Source organism: Fodinibius halophilus, assembly GCF_011059105.1.
Lineage (GTDB): Bacteria > Bacteroidota > Rhodothermia > Balneolales > Balneolaceae > Fodinibius > Fodinibius halophilus.
The window spans coordinates 67,959-90,488 of sequence record NZ_JAALLS010000012.1; the positions used below are offsets into that span (position 1 = coordinate 67,959).

Annotated in this window: 24 protein-coding genes; 7 read left to right on the forward strand and 17 right to left on the reverse strand. The window is 43.3% G+C overall.

What is annotated here, in order from left to right; translation table 11 throughout:
• The first annotated feature begins 1,013 nt into the window (after positions 1 to 1,013).
• Entirely contained in the window at positions 1,014 to 1,214 is a 201-nt protein-coding gene (locus G3569_RS10450; protein WP_205720135.1) for a hypothetical protein, read from the forward strand.
• 111 nt (positions 1,215 to 1,325) lie between these two features.
• On the opposite strand, the gene G3569_RS10455 is transcribed toward G3569_RS10450, so the two are convergent.
• The 6 genes from G3569_RS10455 to G3569_RS10480 form a co-directional block, all read right to left on the reverse strand.
• On the reverse strand, positions 1,326 to 3,485 hold the full coding sequence (locus G3569_RS10455; protein WP_165268855.1) for a cytochrome b N-terminal domain-containing protein: 2,160 nt from the start codon (positions 3,483 to 3,485) through the stop codon (positions 1,326 to 1,328).
• A gap of 39 nt (positions 3,486 to 3,524) precedes the next feature.
• Positions 3,525 to 4,481 carry an SCO family protein gene (locus G3569_RS10460; protein WP_165268857.1) on the reverse strand — a complete coding sequence of 319 codons (957 nt, stop codon included), beginning with the start codon at positions 4,479 to 4,481 and terminating at the stop codon, positions 3,525 to 3,527.
• A gap of 81 nt (positions 4,482 to 4,562) precedes the next feature.
• Positions 4,563 to 6,290 carry a cbb3-type cytochrome c oxidase subunit I gene (locus G3569_RS10465; protein ID WP_165268859.1) on the reverse strand — a complete coding sequence of 576 codons (1,728 nt, stop codon included), beginning with the start codon at positions 6,288 to 6,290 and terminating at the stop codon, positions 4,563 to 4,565.
• A gap of 19 nt (positions 6,291 to 6,309) precedes the next feature.
• Positions 6,310 to 6,834: a cupredoxin domain-containing protein gene (locus G3569_RS10470; protein WP_165268861.1), complete on the reverse strand. Its 525-nt coding sequence runs from the start codon at positions 6,832 to 6,834 to the stop codon at positions 6,310 to 6,312.
• A 37-nt stretch (positions 6,835 to 6,871) separates the two neighbouring features.
• Positions 6,872 to 7,021, reverse strand: a complete 150-nt coding sequence (locus G3569_RS10475; RefSeq protein WP_165268863.1) for a hypothetical protein — start codon at positions 7,019 to 7,021, stop codon at positions 6,872 to 6,874.
• A 5-nt stretch (positions 7,022 to 7,026) separates the two neighbouring features.
• Positions 7,027 to 8,469, reverse strand: coding sequence for a heme-copper oxidase family protein (locus G3569_RS10480; protein WP_205720136.1), 1,443 nt, complete (start codon positions 8,467 to 8,469; stop codon positions 7,027 to 7,029).
• Between the two features lie 261 nt (positions 8,470 to 8,730).
• On the opposite strand from G3569_RS10480, the gene G3569_RS10485 reads away from it, so the two are divergent.
• Positions 8,731 to 9,183, forward strand: a complete 453-nt coding sequence (locus G3569_RS10485; RefSeq protein ID WP_165268867.1) for an RrF2 family transcriptional regulator — start codon at positions 8,731 to 8,733, stop codon at positions 9,181 to 9,183.
• A 90-nt stretch (positions 9,184 to 9,273) separates the two neighbouring features.
• On the opposite strand, the gene G3569_RS10490 is transcribed toward G3569_RS10485, so the two are convergent.
• The 3 genes from G3569_RS10490 to nirK (G3569_RS10500) form a co-directional block, all read right to left on the reverse strand.
• Entirely contained in the window at positions 9,274 to 10,518 is a 1,245-nt protein-coding gene (locus G3569_RS10490) for a porin (RefSeq protein WP_165268869.1), read from the reverse strand.
• Positions 10,519 to 10,652: 134 nt separating this feature from the next.
• Positions 10,653 to 11,111 carry a plastocyanin/azurin family copper-binding protein gene (locus G3569_RS10495; protein ID WP_165268871.1) on the reverse strand — a complete coding sequence of 153 codons (459 nt, stop codon included), beginning with the start codon at positions 11,109 to 11,111 and terminating at the stop codon, positions 10,653 to 10,655.
• Positions 11,112 to 11,146: 35 nt separating this feature from the next.
• Complete coding sequence (gene nirK / locus G3569_RS10500; RefSeq protein ID WP_205720137.1) at positions 11,147 to 12,283, reverse strand: copper-containing nitrite reductase; 1,137 nt, start codon at positions 12,281 to 12,283, stop codon at positions 11,147 to 11,149.
• A gap of 488 nt (positions 12,284 to 12,771) precedes the next feature.
• On the opposite strand from nirK (G3569_RS10500), the gene G3569_RS10505 reads away from it, so the two are divergent.
• Positions 12,772 to 13,857, forward strand: a complete 1,086-nt coding sequence (locus G3569_RS10505; RefSeq protein ID WP_165268873.1) for a 3-oxoacyl-ACP synthase III family protein — start codon at positions 12,772 to 12,774, stop codon at positions 13,855 to 13,857.
• Positions 13,858 to 13,865: 8 nt separating this feature from the next.
• Here the strand turns inward: G3569_RS10505 and G3569_RS10510 are convergent, their stop codons facing one another.
• The 7 genes from G3569_RS10510 to lplA form a co-directional block, all read right to left on the reverse strand.
• Positions 13,866 to 14,252 (reverse strand): DUF302 domain-containing protein, encoded by a 387-nt coding sequence (locus G3569_RS10510; RefSeq protein ID WP_165268875.1) that lies wholly within the window; start codon positions 14,250 to 14,252, stop codon positions 13,866 to 13,868.
• 87 nt (positions 14,253 to 14,339) lie between these two features.
• Positions 14,340 to 14,819, reverse strand: a complete 480-nt coding sequence (locus tag G3569_RS10515; protein ID WP_165268877.1) for a Dps family protein — start codon at positions 14,817 to 14,819, stop codon at positions 14,340 to 14,342.
• Positions 14,820 to 14,843: 24 nt separating this feature from the next.
• On the reverse strand, positions 14,844 to 15,287 hold the full coding sequence (locus G3569_RS10520; RefSeq protein WP_165268879.1) for an OsmC family protein: 444 nt from the start codon (positions 15,285 to 15,287) through the stop codon (positions 14,844 to 14,846).
• Positions 15,284 to 15,610 carry a thioredoxin gene (trxA, locus tag G3569_RS10525; RefSeq protein ID WP_165268881.1) on the reverse strand — a complete coding sequence of 109 codons (327 nt, stop codon included), beginning with the start codon at positions 15,608 to 15,610 and terminating at the stop codon, positions 15,284 to 15,286. Before trxA ends, G3569_RS10520 begins: the two co-directional genes overlap by 4 nt.
• A gap of 1 nt (position 15,611) precedes the next feature.
• A complete protein-coding gene (locus G3569_RS10530) occupies positions 15,612 to 15,863 on the reverse strand; it encodes a hypothetical protein (RefSeq protein ID WP_165268883.1) in 252 nt (83 codons plus the stop codon).
• Positions 15,864 to 16,125: 262 nt separating this feature from the next.
• Positions 16,126 to 17,199 (reverse strand): CaiB/BaiF CoA transferase family protein, encoded by a 1,074-nt coding sequence (locus G3569_RS10535; RefSeq protein ID WP_205720138.1) that lies wholly within the window; start codon positions 17,197 to 17,199, stop codon positions 16,126 to 16,128.
• Positions 17,200 to 17,256: 57 nt separating this feature from the next.
• Complete coding sequence (lplA, locus tag G3569_RS10540) at positions 17,257 to 18,258, reverse strand: lipoate--protein ligase (RefSeq protein ID WP_165268885.1); 1,002 nt, start codon at positions 18,256 to 18,258, stop codon at positions 17,257 to 17,259.
• A 233-nt stretch (positions 18,259 to 18,491) separates the two neighbouring features.
• Here lplA and nirK (G3569_RS10545) point away from each other — a divergent pair, with 233 nt between their 5' ends.
• Genes nirK (G3569_RS10545) through G3569_RS10555 form a run of 3 tightly spaced genes read left to right on the forward strand, consistent with a single transcriptional unit; the run spans position 18,492 to position 21,403 of the window.
• The gene (nirK, locus tag G3569_RS10545; RefSeq protein WP_165268887.1) at positions 18,492 to 19,943 is read left to right on the forward strand and encodes a copper-containing nitrite reductase; all 1,452 of its coding nucleotides are present in this window, start codon (positions 18,492 to 18,494) and stop codon (positions 19,941 to 19,943) included.
• Positions 19,944 to 19,989: 46 nt separating this feature from the next.
• A complete protein-coding gene (locus tag G3569_RS10550; RefSeq protein WP_205720139.1) occupies positions 19,990 to 20,748 on the forward strand; it encodes a formylglycine-generating enzyme family protein in 759 nt (252 codons plus the stop codon).
• 13 nt (positions 20,749 to 20,761) lie between these two features.
• Positions 20,762 to 21,403 carry an SCO family protein gene (locus G3569_RS10555; protein WP_165268889.1) on the forward strand — a complete coding sequence of 214 codons (642 nt, stop codon included), beginning with the start codon at positions 20,762 to 20,764 and terminating at the stop codon, positions 21,401 to 21,403.
• Between the two features lie 12 nt (positions 21,404 to 21,415).
• On the opposite strand, the gene G3569_RS10560 is transcribed toward G3569_RS10555, so the two are convergent.
• On the reverse strand, positions 21,416 to 21,868 hold the full coding sequence (locus G3569_RS10560) for an RrF2 family transcriptional regulator (protein WP_165268891.1): 453 nt from the start codon (positions 21,866 to 21,868) through the stop codon (positions 21,416 to 21,418).
• A gap of 204 nt (positions 21,869 to 22,072) precedes the next feature.
• Between G3569_RS10560 and G3569_RS10565 the strand changes: the two genes are divergently transcribed.
• The gene (locus G3569_RS10565; protein WP_165268893.1) at positions 22,073 to 22,522 is read left to right on the forward strand and encodes an RrF2 family transcriptional regulator; all 450 of its coding nucleotides are present in this window, start codon (positions 22,073 to 22,075) and stop codon (positions 22,520 to 22,522) included.
• The last annotated feature ends 8 nt before the right edge of the window (positions 22,523 to 22,530 follow it).

Genomic DNA, 22,530 nt, shown 5'->3' on the forward strand with positions numbered 1-22,530 from the left:
ACAAGCCCTGCTACCGGCAGAACCACAAAGAGTCCATTAGATCCTACGCGGACCTATATAAGGAGATCCTGAAACAAGTTCAGGATGACATTTCTTTTAAAAGGGTTTAAAACGGGGGTCTGGGGCGAAAGCTTGGGAAAGATGCTTTAGGACAATGACTAATGAGGAAGAGCACTCCCTGCTTTAGAACTGCAAAAAGACCACAATCTAGCTTTCCCCAGCGAAGTCCTACGAAGCTATAGCGCAGGAGGGCAGTTTTTTCGTCTATTTTTTGCTGACAAAAAATGGACATGCCTATAATCAGCAGCTCATTCTAATACATAACATTGGTATGAGATAAACGTGGTCATCCTCCTTCGGTTTCCGTTGGTAGCTCCATCTGCGTTATAGCCACAAAGAGGACTTTTTTGCTCTATCAACGTCTGTCATCGCGAGCGGAGTGAAACGAAGCGCGGCGATCTCCCTGTCATAGCTACTTGATGTGTTAAAGGATATCCTTTAGATCCTACGCACACCTATGGCCTCGGGTTCGGTGCACTTCCCGATCTAAGAATAAGAGACTGTCACGGTCTCCCGAAAAATCACCGGAATCCCTCGCAGTGATACTGCTTTTAATTTATAAAACCAACGCCTGTCATTGCAAGGAGTGCCGTGGGTTGGCGGGACGACGCGGCAATCTCCCTGAAAAAGCTGGTTGATGTCTGAAGGATGTCCTCCGATGCTACGTACTATCTATGTTTAAGCTTTGGTGCACTCTGCATATCTATTCAAGGAGATCCTGAAACGAGTTCAGGATGACAAGAAGGTTTTTAATTATTCTATGAAACTGATGCCCGACCTTAGGGTAGTGAGAGTTCTGGGAATACGGATGGGCGGTGAGGAGCAGGGCAAATGTTCTATCCAAAGCTCCGAGTATCGAAGCAAGTATTATATTTGTTCCCGAACCACTAGGTTGCATAAACCCGAAGAACCCACAACCAGTGTCGTTTTAAAAAATGGAACAAACAAGATCAATGCTATCATCTCTTTTCCAGCTTGCGCTGGTTCGACATGACCTATGGGCTATTTACTGCTCTATACTATCAATTTTCCCGGACAAACCTGGACCAGTGTCGGAATATATTCGTTCCGACGCAGAGCTCAACTATGCTAAAGCTTCGTTGAACAAGGCATCGGAACGAGATAAAAGTAACCATCCTCCGCCACTACGTTAAAACTTCGAGGCGCATAGCTACACCTCCTTCGGTTCACACTGACAATCCTTTCAACTATAGTGCCAAAAGGAGGACCTTCCCGGGGCAAATTTGCAGATCAAGAAAACACCTCTATTCCTGTGACTTGGGATACCACTGGAAGCCGTCGGCTCGGTTGAACTTAATTACCGAGCGGTGGTTGTCTTTAAATACCACTTTCTTCTGGTCGGTATACAGCCACTCTTCGCTGGTTGTATCTCCCAGGTAAACCTCCACAGTATGTGCCCCTGCTTTAAGGGGGATGTATTCCACGGCTCCACTCATCCCATCGTTATACAAGCCGCTGGGTTCGTACTTCTGTTCGTGCACCGTCTCACCATCTACATCAATACGTAAGCGCACATCAGAACGCTCACGTTTAGCCGGGGCATTCCTGGACTGCATATGCGATTGCAGATTCTGTTGTTCTGATTCTTTTTTGACACTGCTATCCACAGGACGACCCGGCATGGTAAAGGATACCACAAGCTCTGAGTCATTTTGTATAGGTACGCTGTAAGGGGCATTACTAAAGAAGTAGGTAAGGCTGCTCAACATGAGCACTAAAAACGCACCCATAATATATTTCTTCATCTTAGTTGAAGAGCTCTCATCCTGTTTCAACGTGAATTTACTTGTATTTCGCTGTAGCTCTCGGGCCTCTTTGATAAAGCCATCATAATCAGTTCGGTCGTACTGCAGGTAATGGATTCGAGATGAGTCCACTTTTTCATTTCGTAACTCGGGATGACGTCCTCCGCTAATACGCTCCTCGGTCCACATGGCCCCCAACCGATAATCCGGCTCGCTCTGGCAACCCACAATAAGCACTCCTTCCGCCCCTTTGCGCAGAGCACGCTCTATCATAAGCGGATGTACCCATCCCACACAAGGAATAGATCGAACGATATAGCCCGGCAGCTCTTTACAACGACCGGTAGCCTCATCAATATGCAGATCTGCCCCTGCAGAGTTAGAACAGATATAGGCTACATCTACCGAAGACTCTTCTTCCAGGCGTTCATGGAGCCAGCTATCTATCTCTCTGCGTACATCCATGGCCGGGAGTCGGGGAAATTCGATACCCACCGGATCACATGATCCTACACAAATACCACAGGCAATACATTTTGAGGGATCTATGGAAGCATAGAAGTCGCCCCGCTTTTTATCGTCCTCTGCACGAGGCAGCATTGTAATGGCATTAAAGGGGCAATCTTTATAGCACTGCTCACAACCGTTACACCGATCAGCATCTACTTGTGGCTTGGGACGTCTCTTCTTGACAAGAACCCAGGGCACGCTTACGAAGGCGATAAATCCGATTAGGGTAATGGCCCATAGTGCTCCACCTTCCAGACGATCGGTAAAATACATCGGCAACATGTAGAAGTAATCGAGAGGCATCGTCTGCTGGATCTCCAGCATTTTAGCCGGCTTTGCCAATCCGGCCGGCAGGGCAGCTGATAAAACTCCTAACGACCCCAACACAGCTATTGTCATCGGCTTTTTTGTAATAAAGTGGGCCTTATTAAGCCGTGAAACATGTAGCCATAAAGCGATCCCCATCGCAAGGGGAATCAGCATATGGAAGAAAAAGACCAAAAAGAATAAGAGAGAGTCAAAACTGTCGTCCGTCAAAAATGATCGACTTAGAGGCTCAGCAAAAATAGGGAGCTGGTCCAACATTTTTGCCGTCCCTACTGCAACCTGATTTGCTGCCTCATCCCATACCAGCCAATAACCCAGCCAGCCATCAAACCAAAGCAGGGCCAGGGCCACTATCCCTGTTACCCACGCCAGCCATCGGGCACCACTAAATCTGCGCGCAAAAAACATCTTAAAAGCATGAAACATGATAAACAGCATGCAGGCATCAGAGCTGTAGCGGTGCAATGATCTGAAAAAATCGCCCAACGGACTTATTTGATCTAACGAGCTGTAGGCTTGATGTACACTGGGCTTATACCAGAATAACAACACAAATCCTGATACGAGCGCAATAATAAAGGTGGTATTGGCTATGGCTCCCGACTGCGTAAATGGATTAAGATTCTGCGGAATATATCGCTCTACAAGACGATCAAGCTGATGAAACCAGCGATCGATAACGCGTAAAACAGATTCTCCGCGAACCGGTGGATCGGGACGCTGATCTTTAACTTGTGAAGAGAAGTCGTTTTCATCGGTATTCACTTCCTGCTTTCCGGATGCGAGTTCTACCAGATTAATTTCCTGTTTCTCAGTATTCATTTTCAATCCTTTTTTTATGTACTACAAAAGCGACTATATTTAAACAGTCGGTATTTCTTTTATCAGCGTTTCTACAGCTTTTATTAACCACTTTTTTTGCCGATCGCCCAGCGTAAAGCGATAAGCGACTTTGCCGTCTTTATCAATCAGAATAAAAATATTTGCATGATCAATAGCCCCGTCGGCACGGCGCTTACGGGGTATATTTAAGTTGTCCAGCAGTTCATCTACATACTGCTTTTCACCGGTTAATAGGTGTTGTTTAGGATCAGCGAGCTCATAATGCTCTGCCGTCATCTTTAACATTTTAGGGGTATCCTTCTGGGGATCCATGGTGACAGCCATCAGTTGAAGTGGTAGCCGTTCATTGGATCTGTTTAATTCTTGCATAACTTCCCGGGCCTGATCTAAAATCACAGGACACGTTTCTGAACAGGAAGCATATACTGCTGTTATCATTATTACATTATCACGATAATCGGAAAGAGAGATCTGCTTCTTATCCTGGTTGATGAGCGTAAAATCGGGAGCCTCAATTTCCGTTCGTAAATCCTGAGCAGGAAATGGTAGCTCACCGCTCTCGCCATCGGAATAAAGGGAAGGCAATGTGCTTCCTAATAATATGATGATAAGTAATCCCGGAAAGATATAGGGAATAGCTTTCTGAGGATAATTCTTAAGCATTTCTGTTATTGGCTTGTACCAGAAAGCGAAAATAAACAGGCTTAACATCGTCGGTTGCACCAAAAACATCACCAGGTAGATAGATTCGATTTCTCCGGTAGCCGGATCATAACCGAGACACCATTTTTTGAATTCACCGGCAAACGTACCCAGTGTTGACTCTGAAACCGGTATCAGGGTAACGACAATAACCAGAATGGCTAAAAAGAATAGGATAGAAAGCATGAAGACAGGAAATCTCCACGACGAAAAGAACGACTCCAAGTTGGCCAAAAAAATCTTAAAACGCTTCCTTGTTCTTTCCTTATTCATATCATTGCTTCTCTTAGCTATGAAAGCCGGCTCGGGGCAATATCCCCGAACCAGCCTTTATGCATAGCGAAATGTTAGCCGTTATCGCACGAACCAGAGATCTGCTAATGCTTTCCAGTTGGCGAAATAGTAGACCGCAAATGTCAGCAAGAATATGATGACTACGGTTAACGTACCGGGTGTTTTAATGTGTTCGTAATCTTTACCTTCTTCTTCGTAACCTTTTTCAATGAGCTCGTCTTTCATACGAGTAGAATGCTCATCTTGCCAGCTCTCCATCGGACGTCCTTCATTGGAACGACCAAAGAAGACCGTTGCTACCGTTAGGCCAATAAAGAGCAAGAGACCTAAGAAGGCAATAATTCCACCGATTCCTACCAGTCCCAACATAACGTGGGCAATAGGATCAAAACCAGCACTTAGGATAGAACCTGAGAAATCTACATCCCAGTGACGTCGTGGTACACCGTACGACCCGGCAAATGACATTCCCAATGACATTACTACAATACCACCTCCAAAAACATATGGCTGAATGCGTGCCAATCCTTTGAGATAAAACTCTTTCTGGAAAATCAGGGGTACCAGATAGTAGGCAAGCCCCATAAATGCCAGCGATGTTCCTCCTACCACAGTGGCGTGGAAGTGACCGGGAATACGCAGTGTATTATGCGCAATAATATTGATCTGCTCAGTACCCAGTGTTACACCGGTGATACCGCCCATAAATCCAAAGATGATAATAGACAGCATTACTGCAGAAAATCCGGGATCTTTCCATGGTAGTTTTGAAAACCAGCCGAAAATCCCTTTCGTAAATCCTTTACGTCGTTGAGCGACCTCCAGTGAAGCAGGAACAGTATATCCGTGAATCATAGATGCGAGAACAGCAAGATACATCGCATAAGAAGTGTTCCAGATTTTCCATCCGGGGCCAACGCCTGGATCTACCAGTAAGTGGTGGGCAGAAGCCAAATTGATAAACAGGATGTACAATAGAAATGCTCCTCGACATACGGTTTCGTTCAACGGCTTGGCGCCCGTCGTCATAGTACCCATGAAGTACCAAACCGAAACCATGGCACAGACGTTAATCTGCTGCGACATGTGACCAAGTCCCCACCAAAGCAGGCGATATAGGCCGGGATCTACCGGACCGATCCATCCCATAGACCACATGAACGTTGGTATCAGAGCTGCAGCACCGTGTGCCAAAGCAAGCACTGCAATAATAGCTGCTGCCATGGCTCCAAAAGTAACCAGCGGCATTGACCCTTCATAGGTTTCGTCTCGCTTGGCTATGTAGAGCGTTGCAAAGAAGTTAAAACAAACAATTAACGCTCCTACCGCAAATAATATGATTCCCAAATAAAACATCGGGTGTGCTTTCAAGGGCACATATGAGGTCAACAGTACATCTGCCTGACCGGCAAGAATAATGTAGTTGGTCATCAACGCACCTATGCCCATTAACGCAAGAGATATCCATCCCAGCATCTTCGAGAATAAGCGACTATTCAACAGGGTCGTACATGCAAAGTAGAGTATCCCCATCTCCATAAAAATGATCCAAAATACCAACATATTTACCCCGTGCAGAGTAAGCATGCGATAATAATAAACGCTGCCTAATAGGTGAACAGCAGTCCATCGTGTTAAAGCCAGGCCAATAGCGGCGATGGCTCCAACAAGCAGAAAGACAACGGCCAACACCGCATTGACCTTCGTAAAGAACTCTGCGTTACGGAATACGCGAAGACCGGTTGTCTTACAGGTTCGAAATTTTGCTATAGCTTGTGTAGCATTCATATTCTTGTATTGTTTTTAATTATTCGACTATGATTTTACCGGTCATCATATGGTGTCCGATACCGCAAAACTCATTGCAGATAATTTCGAAATCACCGGTTGAGGTAGGTGTTATGGTAAGCACGTGATCGTAACCGGGCAGAATATGGAAGTTCATATTCATAGGCAGCAACGAAAACCCGTGCTGCAGATCCGGAGATGAGATATGCAGACGGTACGTTTGACCTTTCTTAAGTTTAAGAATGGGGTACCAGCGCCACATCTCTCCCACCAAATATGCATCTCCCCCGGGAGACGGCTCTACGATAGGAACACCTTTTTCTTCTCCTACTTTATTAGATTCGATAAATTGATTGGCCCGGTCCAGAAAAGCTGATGCTTCAACTTTATAGGATTCACCGGTACTATTCTGCTTTCCTTTGAAGTGCCAGTACGGCATCGTAACGGACATGATCAAGCACCAGGTGAGCGCCAGACCTACCCAGAGCCGCTCGGTACCGGTCGGGGCCTTAAACCAATTTCCAACAGGACTAAAAATACTCATGATAATTTATTAGTTAAGTGAATTTTAAATTCGGTAATCAAGGTAACGTGGCATCACCCATTGAGATTAATTCTATAATGCCCCAAAGGGTGTACGATATGGTTGGTACAGCCAGTCCCAGTGCCAGCAAAAGCCACATGTTATCTAGAATGCGCTGTCCCAATGGTGGTTTTCTTTCTTCTTCCATGGTGATTAAGGGTTTGATTGAAATGGTGAATTTTTTCTATTCATCCAGGCTTTTACTACGATCCATAAGAATAGTAAACCGCCGGATACGGCCAGCAATCCGCCAACCGTCATAAAACCAAGTCCTACAAATGCTTCTATAGAACCGATATGTTGTTCAGAACCGAATGATTTTCTTGCCAGTCCATGGGCTCCCGCATAGCCAAAACCGGCTGCAAAAATAGCTTGCCCCAATCCAAACAACAGGGGCTGTATGGCAGCAAGCTTTTTGAGTCTTCCTTTTGGGATTGGCACCCCGTGGACTTCCAGTAAGAAATATGTTATAGCCATAAAAGCTACGGTGATACCGCCAACGGCTGCATGGTAGTGGGCCGGCACCATTGTGTTAGAGCCGCGAATCATAGCTCCTAAAATGAAACCAATAATTGTGAGTAGCATACTGGTGACCAATCCCCCGAAATATGGATTCCTTAAAATTTGTTTCGGGAGCTCATTATTGGCCCGGGCTCTCACCAGTTTTGTTACAATAATGCCTACAAAAATTGTGACTACAGGAAATATGCCCCACTGCATAAAGCGTGTGAAGCCCCAGTGATAAAGCAGGTCGCCCGTTCCATTCATAGTCAAAAGAGGAGCAGCAAGCAGAGGTAGCGTATAAATACCAAACAGAACGGCAGACACCCGGTAAGAAATTGGGTTTTTACCAAGAAGTTCTCCCAACAGAATAATCCAAACTGAGAGCATGGCCGCTACATTAACAAACTGCAGCAAGTGTCCGCCTCCCCAAATTGTCAATTCATAATAGGTTAGCACTTCTAATCCCATGGGGGTAACCAGCCAAGAACTGAAAAAAGTAATAAGGCTTATCAATAAAATTACAGCAGCAGATCTAAAACCCGGGATTGAAGAGGCCGGAAATATAGTATTAGTCGTAAAAGAGGACTGATTTGAAGAAGGAATAATACGTGTGTTAAACACCGTACACGCTACCCCTCCGGCAAAGAAAAGAAGGCCCCCTATAAACAACGGGTGATCTAGTACCGGTATATAATTAGAGAGAACGGGCTCCGCCGAGGGTACAAAGATTGAAGCCACCAACATACCAACCCCTGTTACTGCGAGCGCATATCCCATTGGCAATAATCGATTTCCATTTTTTCGCGTTGGCACCAACACAAAGAGGCCACACAAAAAAGCATAAATCCAGATCAACAATGCCAAATCAACATGCACCACCAACCCTCGCTTTGCAAATAGAGGATCGGATATTAACTCGCTGATTATCGGAGCCCGTCCTAAAACGATAATTACTGAAAAGAAACCGGAGAGCAGCAGCGTACCGATACTCATGAGTATCCATAGCCTCGACTGAGTCTTTGAATCTACCTCTACCCGGTCTAGCAGTGATGCAACCGGCAACGTCAATATTTTTTTAAGAGCAACCAACATATTTAAACTCCAGTTTTTCAATAGATGTCTATGTCTATAATCGATATTTTTTAATAGATATACAAGTCTATTGATAAATTTTTTTTATATATTATATGGTCCAAGCTTCTTACCAAAACCGTAGGTAAGCTTCACATAATCACAATTGGTTTATAACACAGATCCCTTATTTTTGTAATCATATTTAGTATATATAGATGACTGACATCAGGGATCAGCCAGTACTGAACAACTGATACTTACAAACCTGATCAATTACTTATGCATTTACCTCAGACTGCAGAATACGCATTGCGAGCAATGGCCTGTATTGCCCTCAAAAAAGACGGGCGCCCTGTTCCATCAAAAGTACTCGCACGTGCTACCGGTATTCCCAGCCATTACTTATCTAAAATTTTACGCAAGATGGTTGAAGCCGACCTTGTGACCTCTCAAAAGGGGCACGGTGGCGGGTTTCGACTTGCTAAAGATCCCAGTGAAATCAAATTCAGAAGTATTTTAGCCACGGTAGATTATAAAATTGAACCTAACAGCTGTGTGTTTGGCTGGGATGAATGCGACAGCGATGATCCGTGTCCACTACATAACACCTGGAGCCAACTTAAAGACTCATTCCAGTGGTGGGCCGAAAACACAACCCTTCAAGATGTTATTGACGACCCCGGGAAAGCGGAATCACTCCTTAACCCCATAAATGCCACCAAGGCAGACTAACCCTTCTTGTTTAAAACAGCCGGGCAAGCAGAATTACTGCTTGCCCTACTATCGTTTTGAATAACGGGCTGCAGGGATCTACACCTTTTCTTACTTAATAAAACTGGGTGTAACAGATAACATTACCCAACCCCAGTGCTGTGTTGATTCAGCTCCAGGCACACCCTTGATACGTTCCATTGAATCGGTAGAACTTAACAGAGAGTATCCCATCTTTAATGCAATATCATCACTAAAACTGTGAGACAGATTAAAATCAAACTCAGCCCCTAGCCCTTTATCCAGAGAAGACGTTGCTGAAACCTCCTCTGCAAGTGCAAAGTTGTGATAGGTCAATGACAGAGTTGTCTTTTCAGAGGCAGTATAAGTTGCCTTCAGATAGATATCCTGGAGACCGCCCAGCTGCGTATCATTTGGCACATTCAAGAAGTAATCCATATTACCATAGAACTTGTGGTTTGTGGCATACAACGTATTGAATACGTTTCGCTGGGGATTGTTATCATTCACGCTACCCCCAGACAAATAATCATAGCCAGCTGTTAGTCCGAAGCTACCAAAGTTATATCCTGCCTTAACTGCATACATCCAGGCAGAGATATCAGTTCGCATATTATCATCTCCATTCTGCAGATAGATACTTCCGGATGCATTAAATGCATCCTTGTTATAGGCTAAATGCGTACCATAGGTATAACGAAAGTTAGTGGCATCAGTAACTTGGAAACCATCAGTAATACCTATGACAGAAATATTAAATGCATCCATCTTTTTATGTAACCACAAGTACGATAACACCTTGTAGTTATTCATGGTGTAAGTATTTCCAATAACGTTTTGAGCCTCTTGGTTATAAGCAGCTCCCAAATCCAACTTAAAGTTATTGTTATCTACCTTCACCACTAACGCATCGTGACTACGGGCCTGTTGCGTCCAATTAACGCTGCCTAACAGGCGATGGTCGTCATAAATAAGTTCTTGGCGACCAAGTTTTAGATCCATTGCATCTGTGACCTTTAATTGGGCCCAAACTTCATGGATATTGACATTGGGATTATCTTGCAGCTGCGCTACCTCACCCCAGGTACGTACATCCTGTCCGGCAACTTTAATTTTGTACAGATCCGTTTTGTATTGTAGAGTAAGTCGTGCTCTTTGCGAGGTAAAAAATGCGGGATCCATATCCGCAGTTCGTACTGTTCTATATCCATTCCGATATTCCGTTCGTGGTCGTAACTCCCCATCTAAAGAAAGTTGTGCCTGTACCAACGCCGGAATTGCAAATAGTACAGATGAAATAATTGTTAGTCGGCGAATAGCTTTATAAAATTTCATTGCTAATAATTTTTAAAATTCTTGTATGTAAGTTATTCTGCCACCTTTAATTAAAACCGGAGAGAACTGCCTGATGCAATCCTCTCCAGTCTTTAAGATGGAAACCCAGAATTACGATAAACTAGGTTGCCTTATTATTTAACCGTGAGTACTCCTTTCATACCCCCAGCAAAGTGGCCGGGAAAACTACAGATGTACTCATAATCACCGGGCTCCTCAGGAGCCGTAAAGGTGACCTCTACTGTTTCGCCGCCACCGGCCAAACCTGTGTAAGCAATGATCTGATCTTTCATATCCGCAGGGATATACTCATTGTCTGAGGCTTTGGCTGAGGCACGAGCAACAGCTGTTACATCAGCATCAGCTGTAAGGAGCACAAAATTGTGAGCCATTGCTGCCTTCGGAAAGTCACTAACAGTTGTGAGCTTAACCGTAATCTCCTGTCCTGGCTGCGCTTCTATGTTCGTTACCGTAAACTTCATCTGGTTAGTACCATCCATTTCGATAACCTTCGGTGCTGTGTCGTTAGCCATGACCACTTGTGCCATGAACATGATCAACAGTACGGGTAGTATTCGCTTTATTGTTTTCATAGTTCTAGTATTTATGATTTAAAATTCTTTGTTGTTTAGGTGATGTCCGGATCGAAAATATCGGCTTCTTTAGCACCCTCTACATTAATAATGCCGAGCATACCTTTCTTCGCTACACGGGTGAGTGCGTGATCTACCATCTTAACCGGTCCGGGCACGGGGAAGTCCATTTCAAAAATCCCACAGCTTCCCGGAGGCACCTGGCAAGTTTGAACGTAACGCTCTGGTTCACTTGCAATAGCTCCTTCTCTCCAAGCCTTGGTAAATACGTTGCCAATGGGGTGGAAATTACTGGTCACGTTAGGGCCACCTGTTACAAGGTATACACGTGCAGTATCTCCTTTCTTCACCGTAAGCGCACCATGACGATTTCCTGTAATAGCGTACTTTTCGCCATTCAGCACGACATAGGTCGGATCTTCTGCCTTCATCCGCTCGGTATCAAAGCCGTGTAATCCTTTAGTACCAGCTGCCTTGTCGGTATAAATTTCGTTCTGACCGAAATAGAACTCGTGGTCAACTTCTGGTAATCCTTCTTCAGGCTCTACCAAAATCATTCCGTACATACCACTGCTGATGTGATAATCCATACGAGGTACCGCACAGTGATAGATATATGCTCCGGGATACATCGCCTTGAACTTCACTTTCTTGGATTGACCGGGAGGGCAAATTGTAGCATCCGCAGCGCCACCGGGGCCATAACAAGCGTGGAAGTCCACGTTGTGGATCATCGTGTTGTCAGTAAGATTCTTATGGTTCAAAATAATAGTATCACCGCGCCGTACACGAAGCATGGGACCGGGAACCTGTCCGCCGTATGTCAAATACTTAAACTTCACACCGTCCTCGATTTCAGCAACAACCTCTTTACTCTCAAGCGTAATATTGTGTGTCTTTGAGCTGCGACGCTTGATAGGAGCAGGAATATCCGTTGGGTCAGCTGCCACTCTATTCACTTTTGGTAGAGAGAATATTGAGGTAGAGGCCGGATCAGTATTAGTCGGAGCTCCCAGATCATTAGCTTTAGACTGGAATGGAAATCCCATACTTGCCAGAAAGCCACCGGAGAGTAATGCTGCACCGGTATTTCTCAAGAAGTTCTTGCGAGACTGCTTTTTATCTGTGGTTATATTTTTTTCTTCAACCGTTTTATCGTTTTTCGTTTCCATCTTATTCAGATTTTTTGATTTATATTATAGAGTTATTTGTCTATAGATCAATTTGTCTACTAAGATAGATGCAAGAGTTATACCAGATTCAGAATTTTTTGAAATTTTTTATAGAAAAGGTGATTTAAGGCTCAAAGGAGGGTAAAAAATAAAACCCTAGTAATACACGGGGAGCAGTATTGCAGACTTGCAACAGTTTGACATTCGACTACTGCAGATTTACAAGAATATTTTATGACCTATGAGATCATAACCCATTCCAGTTACAGGATATATCCATTAATAAACAGTTTTAAATTTCACTGGCATTTATATCACAATTCCCTTACCTAACAACTTAAACTGCTAACTGAGGCAGACCACTGCAGTCGTATTATATGGATTCACAGTTGATTACTTTTTTTATACAATGCCAATTAAAAAATAGTATCACTAAATAAGTCAACGGACATTAACTTATAAGAAGGGCTTCTAAAAACAGTATCTCTATGCAACAACAGTATCGCTCCATAATTACCGGCACCGGATCTTATATTCCCAAAACAAAAGTTCCAAACAGTCATTTCTTAGACCGTACCTTTTTAAATGCCAACGGCACTCCTTTTGACAAGGAAAATGAGGAAATTATTGAAAAGTTTGCAGAGATCACCGGCATTAAGGAGCGCAGATATGCCGAAGAGGATATGCTTGCTTCGGATATGGGGGCCGAAGCAGGCCAGATGGCCATCAAATCAGCGGGACTAGAAGCCGAAAACCTCGATTATATTATCGTCGCTCACAATTTTGGAGATGTCAGAGCTAAAAACCCCAAAGTGGATATGGTACCAAGCCTGGCTTCACGGGTTAAAAATAAACTGGGCATAAAAAATCCCGGCTGTATTGGCTACGATCTTCCCTTTGGATGTCCCGGTTGGTTGCAAGGCCTCATCCAGTGCCACTACTACCTTCAAAGCGGTAATGCTTCTGCCGGACTTATTATCGGCACCGAAACCCTCTCCCGCATTTGTGACCCCCACGATCGTGATAGCATGATTTATGCCGATGGAGCCGGAGCTACTATATTGGAATCCCGAGAAACCAGTGAAAAGACAGGCCTACTCAGCCATGCCGCTCGCACAGATGCTGATCAAGCTTACTTTTTACGCATGGCTCCTTCATTCCACCCCAATAGCGACGATACGCTTTACCTTAAAATGGACGGGCGAAAACTTTATCAATATGCACTACAAAATGTGCCGGGAGTTGTTAAAGCCAGTATTCAGGATGCCGGAATCAAATTTAAGGATATCAAGAAGGTTCTTATCCACCAAGCCAATGCCAAGATGGATACTGCAATTATGGACCGGCTCGCTAAACTCTACGGTTATGACAAGGACCCAAAGGATATCATGCCCATGACCATATCCTGGCTTGGGAATACCTCGGTTGCTACCGTCCCTACGTTACTGGATCTTATACTACGAGACCAAATGGAAGGGCATCAAATTAACAAGGGCGACCACATTGTATTTTCTTCAGTAGGAGCAGGCATGAACATCAATTCTGTCATCTACAAGATACCTTCAACTGAATAACGATTACTCTAAAGGCGATCGATCACTTTTTGGAGCAATCCTTGTACGTTCCGGGCGACCTCTCCCAATCCTTCATTTTCGATTGCCTGCATGGAAGCAACCGGGTCAACGGCTGATACCTCTACTTCTCCATTCTCATGTTCCTGTACTATAACATTACATGGTAACATTAGCCCTATATGATCTTCGGCAGTTAGGGCCTTATGGGCAAGAGGGGGATTACATGCTCCCAATATCTGATACTTCTTAAAATCTACGTCCAGCTTCTTTTTTAGGGTCGCCTTTATATCAATTTCTGTGAGCACCCCAAAGCCCTCTTTTTTAAGCTCCTCCGTTGTTTTTTCAATAGCCTCTTCAAATGGTAAATCAATAACAGTACTGTAATAATAAGACATGACACTAGAATTTATGTTGTATTAAGATTTTAAATACCGGATACAACAGCTATCTAAAAGTGATAGCTGCTCCATCCACACTTGCACTTATTGATCACTTATATAGGATGAATACATCCAAACCTTTTTTTCCTGTTCACTGATGTAATCACTCATCAAAGCATTTGTACCCTCATCACCAAGTTCGTCAGAAAGTTCTAAAATTTCTCGCTGGAGTTTTATAATTGACTTATATGCATTTAAAATTTCTCGAACGGCTTCTTTTCCATCTGTTACCTGCTTGCTTTCTTTAATTACAGACTGTGTGATATAAGCAGAATAGTTATGATTAGGAGTTCCCCCCAATGTTAAAATCCGTTCGGCGACATCATCAATTTTTATAAAGAGATCGTTGTACAGTTCTTCAAACTTCTGGTGCAGCTCAAAAAACGTATCTCCCTTAATATTCCAGTGATAACCGCGTGTATTTTGATAAAAGATCGAATAATTTGCCAACAGTGCGTTGAGTTTCTCGCCCAATTCTTTCGATTTATCTTTATCTAATCCAATATGATTTAACTTGCTCATAACTAAGTGTTTTAAAATTTAATTTTAGGCAATAACCTGAATATCAGGGTTAAGTAATATTTCTGTACTGACTGATCGCGAAATTAAACAAGCTTTTTCAGCTTTTTCCAATATTCGTAATGCTTTATCTGATCTCTTTTCATCCGCAATAACAAGTTGGGGGCGTAATATAATTTCTGTTACCTCAAATTTACCGTCTACCTTACCAACCTTGGCCGTAGCATTAACGTCCAATTCTTTAAACTCCAGCTTTGAATATTCTGCAATAGCAATAAACGTAGTCATAAAACAACTGCTAACAGATGAAGTAAACAGGTGCTCCGGTGACCAGATTCCTTCTACACCTCCGGGAAACTGGGGTGGCGTTGCCACCTCTATTTCTTGCTCTAATTCGTTTGACCGTAATGTTCCAATTCTATCTTTTTTCCAGGAAAGGTCCACTTCATACTTATGTTCTGCTTCACTCATCCGCTTGTAATTTTCTGGTTGATAATCTGTTGCAGCTGCTTAGCTTGCACAACCCCTGACTGCTGCCATAATATCTGACCATTTTTAAACAGAATGAGAGCAGGTACACCGCGGACATTATATTTAATAGCCGCATCTGCGTTTTTCTCAGCATCTACCTTTATGATATTAATACGGTCTCCCATCATCTTTTTGAGTTTCTTCAATATGGGATTCATTGCCTTGCAGGGGCCACACCAATCGGCATAAAAATCGACCAGTACCGGTGTTTCTCCGCTTATTAATTCCGAAAATGAACTGGATTGCTCTGTTTTATCAGCCATATCATCTTTCCTTTATTTCTGTGTATTCTATTGTATCGGCATGCGAAGACTCAGCATCATTTGCATGTGAAGCCGAGCAGTTTCGTCCAACCAAACAACCTTTGTTAGTAATTGCCTGATATAACATAAATCCACCAAGCAGGGCAGAAAGCGCATCCATATAACGAATAGCCTGGATTGCCATAAACAAGCCGGCTACAAAAACCACCCACCGCATGGGATACCAATTACTAAAGAAGTCTTTTTCCATCATTTTGTCATTACTTCAAATTCTTACTATACCCTCAATGTCAGGCAGTGACTAAATATAACAAATAAAAGAGTTAATTGTCCTAAATTGCCGATAGAAACATTTTATCAACTTCATAGGATGGTACAAACCGGTTTTTGGTTTGGAGATCGTTATAACTCTAACACTCACTTATTACTTTAACGGATGTATAGCTTTCTCAGGACTGTCATCCAACAGACTTTGCAAAGCCTTCCTATAAACAAGAGAGAGAGTTTTAAAATTACTACTTAGTAATATCGAAAACAGTGGACCGGGGCCGAACCGTTTCCCTGCCCTCTAACTTTTCTTTTAACAACAACGATTGGGCTTTGTCAGACTCAAAGACCTGTTTCAAATTTTTTATTCTAGCAGCAGGCACATGATGGTTTCTGCACTCTTTCAACAACTCCCCACACTCTAATGCCTCCACCTTTTCCTGGATTTTTTCAGCCAATAATTCACGGTTTTCTACCCTGTCGGTATTCTCTTGAAATTCCTTTTGTTGTGATAGGATTTGTGCGTCTAAAATAGTACACAAATCCTGAAACTGGCGATCACTTCCTATTGCAAACGTAACTGACGCCCCATCATCAGTAGTGAATACCTCTCCATAAGGGGCTATATTCGGATGCAAAGAGCCTATACGTTGAGGGATATTTCTATTCATTAACCAGTTAGTTGCCTGATTAATCAGTGAAGACACAGCGCTGCCGTAAAGACTTGCCTCAATTTTAAATGGTTGGTTAGGCTGATCCTTTTGCTTCAGTAGGGCACATAAAATGCCCTCTTTGAGCTGGTGCGCTGCTAACAGATCAATCAAAGCCAGCGGCATTTTAGTAGGCGGACTTTCGGGCTGCCCGTTCATCGACATAAACCCTGTTTCGGCTTGCAATATTAGGTCATAAGCCAGCCGATCACTTTCGCTTCCGAAGCCCGAAATATGTCCGTAAATGATAGTTGGATTTATTGCCTTTACATCATCATAGGTGAGATCAAACTTTTCTCCATCTCCCTTTTTAAAGTTGGATATCACGACATCCGCTTCACTAAGCAGCTGTCGAACGACTGCCTGATCTTCGGGGTCCCCCAAGTCCATGAAACGTACCTCTTTATTCCAGTTTACCGAGGCATAGTATGCGGATGGCCCCTGCTCTGTTTCACCTTCCTGTCGCCATCTCCTCGTTACATCTCCATCGTTTTTCTTATTTTCTACCTTTACAACTTCAGCGCCCAGCTCCGAAAAGAAATTACCTACAGCGGGTCCAGCAAGTACACTTGCCAACTCAACTACTTTTAGATCTTCAAAGATTGGTTTCATAAATAGTATTTCAGGTGTTCATTCATTTCCGAGGGATCAGAATACTATAATATTATTTTATTCATCAGCCCCATAAACCAGTTCGATAAATTCCTCTTTGGGCACTGACCCAAAATATCCCTCAATATCTATTGGAGACAAAAGCTCTTCAACCTCTTCCCGGTCATAACGCGCTCCCTGCAGATGATCTTCCAACTGTTCCACGGGTTCTTTGCCAAAGAAATCTCCATAGATCTTAACATTTTCGATGTGTCCCTTTTCAACATCCAGCCGTAAATCTATCTCTCCGGCTTCAAATCTGCGGCTACGCTTAATGTTAAACTTCGGGGATTTGCCAAAATTCCAATCCCATTGATCATACTTCTCATTTTTAAGCTCATGAACTTCCGCCCACTCCTTTTCCGTTAGCTGGTAGGTTTCAAAATCATCGCGATACTCGTACAACCCTTCCAGCAACTTTTCTCTGAACACTGTAACAGGCATTGGCTCATCCAAAAATTCACTGATATTAGCTACACGACTGCGAACCGACTTATGTCCCTTTGACTGGATCTTACTCATCTTAACATCCAGCGCATTGGTAACCTCAGAGAGATCACTGTCAAAAAGAAGTGTCCCATGGCTAAACATTCGTTTCACACTCGAAAACTGGGCATTGCCCGATATTTTCCTTCCATCTACCTGTATATCATTCCGACCACTAAGCGCTGCATTAACTCCCATAGATTCTAATACCCTAATTACAGGATCCGTGAACTTCCGGAAATTATTCAGGTGCTTTTTATCATAATCGGTAATAAAACTAAAGTTCAGATTACCGGTATCATGATATACCGCCCCACCGCCCGAAATACGGCGAACCACGTAGATATCTTCTTGTTCTACATACTCATGGTTTATCTCTTCCAGGGTATTCTGGTTTCTGCCAATAATAATTGATGGATCATTAATATAGAACAGAAGATAATCGTGACTGTAATCGAGATTACGCAGCGCATATTCTTCAAGCGCTAAATTTAGGTGGGGATTGGTAACGCCTTCGTTATCTATAAAAATCATAAATGATGTAACTTAGATCTAATTTACTAAACAAAGGATATAGTAGGGCACTACTTTGAACGAAGTATGAAGAGCTCATGATAATATCATCGTCCATTATTCATCCATACAGTTTTAAATAGTTATAAAAAGAACTTTCAACTTGGGATTGATATTGGGATCTGATAGATTAAAAACAATTAATAAAGGATTGAAGGCGCGTTCCAACAATTAACTAAATATAGAGGAATGTTATGAATAGCTTGAGAGATAAACTAACCACCGTTTTACTCACCACACTATCTGTTGCTCTACTATACAGTTGTTCCAGCAAAGACAATTTTAACCCACAAGAAGCAGAAATTGAGGGCGAGGAAAAGGCCGAGTTAACCATGCCGCCCAATGTACCGCCTCCCATAGACAGAGACCATGCTACAAAACTAACAGTTGACCTAGAAGTGGTTGAAAAAGAGATGAAACTGGCTGATGGAGTCACTTATACCATGTGGACCTTTGGCGGTTCGGTGCCGGGAAAGTTTATCCGAGTCCGCGAAGGAGATATGGTTGAGTTTCACCTGAAAAATCATCCCGACAATAAACTGCCCCATAATATTGACCTGCACGCTGTTAATGGCCCGGGCGGCGGTGCCGAATCTACCTTTACTGCACCGGGACGTGAAACCGTCTTTTCTTTCAGAGCGCTGAACCCCGGCCTCTACGTATACCACTGCGCAACCGCCCCGGTAGGTATGCATATCGCCAATGGCATGTATGGACTTATTTTGGTTGAGCCTCATGAGGGACTGCCGGAAGTTGATAAAGAGTATTATGTAATGCAGAGCGAGTTCTACACGGAAGGGGATTACGGAGAACGCGGACTGCAGCCATTTGATATGAATAAAGCTATTGATGAACATCCCGAATACGTTGTATTTAACGGTGCAGTCAATTCTATGATGAATGATAAATCCATAACTGCAGAAAAAGACGACAAAGTGCGCTTATTTGTAGGTAACGGTGGGCCTAATCTCACCTCCTCGTTCCATGTAATTGGAGAGATCTTTGACAAGGTGCACTATGAAGGAGGAGATCACGTTCAAAAAAATGTACAGACCACATCGGTACCCGCTGGGGGAGCCAGTATGGTTGAATTCACTACTGAAGTACCCGGTAACTTTATACTTGTTGACCACGCTATTTTCAGAGCCTTTAACAAAGGGGCACTTGCAACACTTTCGGTATCAGGTGAAGAAGATGAAAATGTATATACCGGTCAACAGCTTGATCGGGTTTACCAACCCGAAGGAGGAGCTATACAAGAGATGCCTGAAGAGAAAGAGCGTGAAATACCTACTGCCCAAACAGTGGAAGAACGTATTAAGTTTGGCCAAGAAACCTACATGTCTGTCTGTCAATCTTGCCATATGAAAGATGGATCGGGAGTAGAAGGAGCATTTCCTCCTGTCGCTGAATCTGATTATCTGAATGATGATCCTAAGAAAGGTATTAGTGCTGTTGTACACGGCCTGTCAGGGGAAATTACTGTAAATGGAGAAACGTATAAGGGGATAATGCCCAAACAAAACCTCACGGATGAGGAAGTTGCTAATGTTATTACCTATATATTAAATAACTTTGGTAACGATGGTGGTACTGTTACTCCTGAACAAGTTGCTGAAGTCAGGGAACAAGGTCCGGTAAAATAAGTAGCCATTTACACGTATGAAAACTTCCTGTAGACTCTTATTCATTGTGTCATTAGTTAGCCTTTGGGGAGTGGCTTCTGCCCAACCCAAAGGCATGGCACATATAGAACGAGGCACCTATATGCCGTTCTACAGTAGTAGCGGAGACAGCGTAACTGTTGAACCTTTTTTTATGGATAAATATCCGGTAACAAATGCTGATTTTCTGGCTTTTGTTAAAGAAAACCCTGAATGGCGTAAATCTAATGTAAAATCAATTTTTGCCGAAGAAGGATATCTTAAACACTGGCAAGGAGATCTTAACCTGGGACCTAAAGCTGAGAAAATAAGAAGCAGCCCGGTTACAAATGTTTCATGGTTTGCTGCCAGGGCCTATGCCAAATGGAAAGGGAAACGTCTGCCCACCCTCGACGAATGGGAATATGTAGCCTCGGCAAATCAGCAGAAACCTCTGGCCAGCAGGGACAAAGAGTTCGTGCAAAAGATCTTAGACTGGTACAGTAAACCTAACCCCGATACCATGCCCAATGTGGGACAAAAAAAGCCTAATTATCATGGAGTTTACGATATGCATGGCCTGATATGGGAGTGGGTCCAGAACTTTAATACCGTTTTTATCAGCGGAGCCTCGCGCAGTGACCAAGGTGAACTTAAACAGTTTTACTGCGCGGCAGGCAGTTCGGCCGCCACTGATGCTGACAAAGAAAATTACGCTGCCTTTTTACGCTACTCTTTGCGTGGTAGCCTGGAAGCAGATTTTTCGGTTGGGAATCTTGGATTTCGGCTTGCTAAAGATATTGAATAAAATAATAAAGCCTATGAAAAACGTAACGATTTTAACACTTTTTGTGGCTGGCAGCCTATTCTTTAGCAGTTGTTCAGAAGAAGAAAAAAAACAACAAGATAAGGACACCAAGGATAACCATTCTGCCCATTCCAATATGGATATGGGTACCTCAGAACCTTCTGACGGATCGATCTATCATATTAACAGCAGATGGAAGAATCGCTATGGTACCACTATAAATATCGACAGCCTTAAGGGCAAGGTACAGATACTGGCCATGGTTTATACCAGTTGCGAATATGCCTGTCCCCGAATCCTGGCCGACATGAAGCGTATACAAGATGGGTTACCCGCTCAGGTGCTCGGGCAAACAAATTTTACCATTGTTTCCATTGACCCCGCCCGCGACACTCCCGGCAAGCTTAAGCAGTTTGCAGAAGAGAATGATCTGAATAATGAACACTGGACATTACTGCACGGGAACAACGGCAACATTCTTGAACTTGCTGCCCTGCTTGGCTTCAGGTATAAACGAATTAGTGAAACTGACTTTACCCATTCCAATCTTATAACTATCCTCAACAAAAAAGGGGAAGTAATATACCAACGAAAAAAGCTTGTTGAGAAACCAACAGAAACAATTAAAAAAGTTATTGAAGCTGCTTCGGGGTAACCCCACCAGTAATTATGCCCATTTAAACTCGCCCTCTTCGGTAAGCCGCAAATTCCCGGCCTTGCCCCGATCCACCAAATTACGAAGTGTAGTTTCTGTTAACATTTGACGGATCTCATCACGGGTATCGGCCCACTGGTCGTGGATAGGGCATGGCTTAGCCGTGCCACAACCGGGCAAACCAAGCGCACATTCTGTTAATATGTCCATGCCGTCAATAGCAGCAACAATCTCTAACAGTACGATCTCATCACCCGGACGAGTAAGTCGCACACCGCCCTTTGGCCCCTTCATCGACTCCATGATATCGTTATCTGTCAGCTTTTGTAGCACCTTTGTCAGAAAGTGACGCGAGATATCCAACTCCTCACTAATCTTGGTGATAGAGACGTAAGAATCATCAGAAACAGACGCCAAATAAACCGACGCCCGCAATCCATAAACACAAGCACTTGATAGTAACATGAAATCAACAAATAACAATTAAGGTTTTAAGATGTAGTACTCTTTTAATAAAAGAACACTTAGGGTATTTGCAAACTATTTTTACTACCGTAAAAAGACAAAATACTCCTTAATCTATATTGTGTTTAAATAAATTCCTTCGTAAAATCTAACCTTGATATTAGAATAAAGATATAGGATTAATAAAAACCCCCTGTTTCGTAGATGAAGCTGTTATCTCAAGGGACTCAGTACGCCCTGTCGGCTGTTATTGTACTTTCGCGACAACCGAAAGGCACAACAATATCTGCTGCAGATTTGGCAAAGCCATTGAACTGTCCGGCACCGTATCTCTCTCAGGTTTTATCAAAGCTTAAGCCCTCGGGCATTTTAGAATCGCGCCGAGGACTCAACGGTGGTGTACTTCTTGCGCGTCCCCCCAGCGACATCACACTCATGGAAGTAGTAGAAGCAATTGACGGCACCGACTTTTTTACTCGCTGCTTTATGGGCATTGAGGGATGCGGAGATATCGACCCTTGTCCCTTCCACAGCTTTTGGGCCAAGGAACGTGATAACATAAAAAAGTGGTTAATGAACACCACCTTCGACAAAATTGAAGAAAATATGTCTGACAGCTGGTTTAATCTCAGACTTCATTTTTCAAAAGACTAACATACCCA

Excerpts from the sequence above, each read along its gene's own strand:
- G3569_RS10450 (WP_205720135.1), top strand. The coding sequence starts at position 1,014 with ATGCTATCATCTCTTTTCCAGCTTGCGCTGGTTCGACATGACCTATGG.
- G3569_RS10455 (WP_165268855.1), bottom strand. The coding sequence starts at position 3,485 with ATGAATACTGAGAAACAGGAAATTAATCTGGTAGAACTCGCATCCGGA.
- G3569_RS10460 (WP_165268857.1), bottom strand. The coding sequence starts at position 4,481 with ATGAATAAGGAAAGAACAAGGAAGCGTTTTAAGATTTTTTTGGCCAAC.
- G3569_RS10465 (WP_165268859.1), bottom strand. The coding sequence starts at position 6,290 with ATGAATGCTACACAAGCTATAGCAAAATTTCGAACCTGTAAGACAACC.
- G3569_RS10470 (WP_165268861.1), bottom strand. The coding sequence starts at position 6,834 with ATGAGTATTTTTAGTCCTGTTGGAAATTGGTTTAAGGCCCCGACCGGT.
- G3569_RS10475 (WP_165268863.1), bottom strand. The coding sequence starts at position 7,021 with ATGGAAGAAGAAAGAAAACCACCATTGGGACAGCGCATTCTAGATAAC.
- G3569_RS10480 (WP_205720136.1), bottom strand. The coding sequence starts at position 8,469 with ATGTTGGTTGCTCTTAAAAAAATATTGACGTTGCCGGTTGCATCACTG.
- G3569_RS10485 (WP_165268867.1), top strand. The coding sequence starts at position 8,731 with ATGCATTTACCTCAGACTGCAGAATACGCATTGCGAGCAATGGCCTGT.
- G3569_RS10490 (WP_165268869.1), bottom strand. The coding sequence starts at position 10,518 with ATGAAATTTTATAAAGCTATTCGCCGACTAACAATTATTTCATCTGTA.
- G3569_RS10495 (WP_165268871.1), bottom strand. The coding sequence starts at position 11,111 with ATGAAAACAATAAAGCGAATACTACCCGTACTGTTGATCATGTTCATG.
- nirK (WP_205720137.1), bottom strand. The coding sequence starts at position 12,283 with ATGGAAACGAAAAACGATAAAACGGTTGAAGAAAAAAATATAACCACA.
- G3569_RS10505 (WP_165268873.1), top strand. The coding sequence starts at position 12,772 with ATGCAACAACAGTATCGCTCCATAATTACCGGCACCGGATCTTATATT.
- G3569_RS10510 (WP_165268875.1), bottom strand. The coding sequence starts at position 14,252 with ATGTCTTATTATTACAGTACTGTTATTGATTTACCATTTGAAGAGGCT.
- G3569_RS10515 (WP_165268877.1), bottom strand. The coding sequence starts at position 14,819 with ATGAGCAAGTTAAATCATATTGGATTAGATAAAGATAAATCGAAAGAA.
- G3569_RS10520 (WP_165268879.1), bottom strand. The coding sequence starts at position 15,287 with ATGAGTGAAGCAGAACATAAGTATGAAGTGGACCTTTCCTGGAAAAAA.
- trxA (WP_165268881.1), bottom strand. The coding sequence starts at position 15,610 with ATGGCTGATAAAACAGAGCAATCCAGTTCATTTTCGGAATTAATAAGC.
- G3569_RS10530 (WP_165268883.1), bottom strand. The coding sequence starts at position 15,863 with ATGATGGAAAAAGACTTCTTTAGTAATTGGTATCCCATGCGGTGGGTG.
- G3569_RS10535 (WP_205720138.1), bottom strand. The coding sequence starts at position 17,199 with ATGAAACCAATCTTTGAAGATCTAAAAGTAGTTGAGTTGGCAAGTGTA.
- lplA (WP_165268885.1), bottom strand. The coding sequence starts at position 18,258 with ATGATTTTTATAGATAACGAAGGCGTTACCAATCCCCACCTAAATTTA.
- nirK (WP_165268887.1), top strand. The coding sequence starts at position 18,492 with ATGAATAGCTTGAGAGATAAACTAACCACCGTTTTACTCACCACACTA.
- G3569_RS10555 (WP_165268889.1), top strand. The coding sequence starts at position 20,762 with ATGAAAAACGTAACGATTTTAACACTTTTTGTGGCTGGCAGCCTATTC.
- G3569_RS10560 (WP_165268891.1), bottom strand. The coding sequence starts at position 21,868 with ATGTTACTATCAAGTGCTTGTGTTTATGGATTGCGGGCGTCGGTTTAT.
- G3569_RS10565 (WP_165268893.1), top strand. The coding sequence starts at position 22,073 with ATGAAGCTGTTATCTCAAGGGACTCAGTACGCCCTGTCGGCTGTTATT.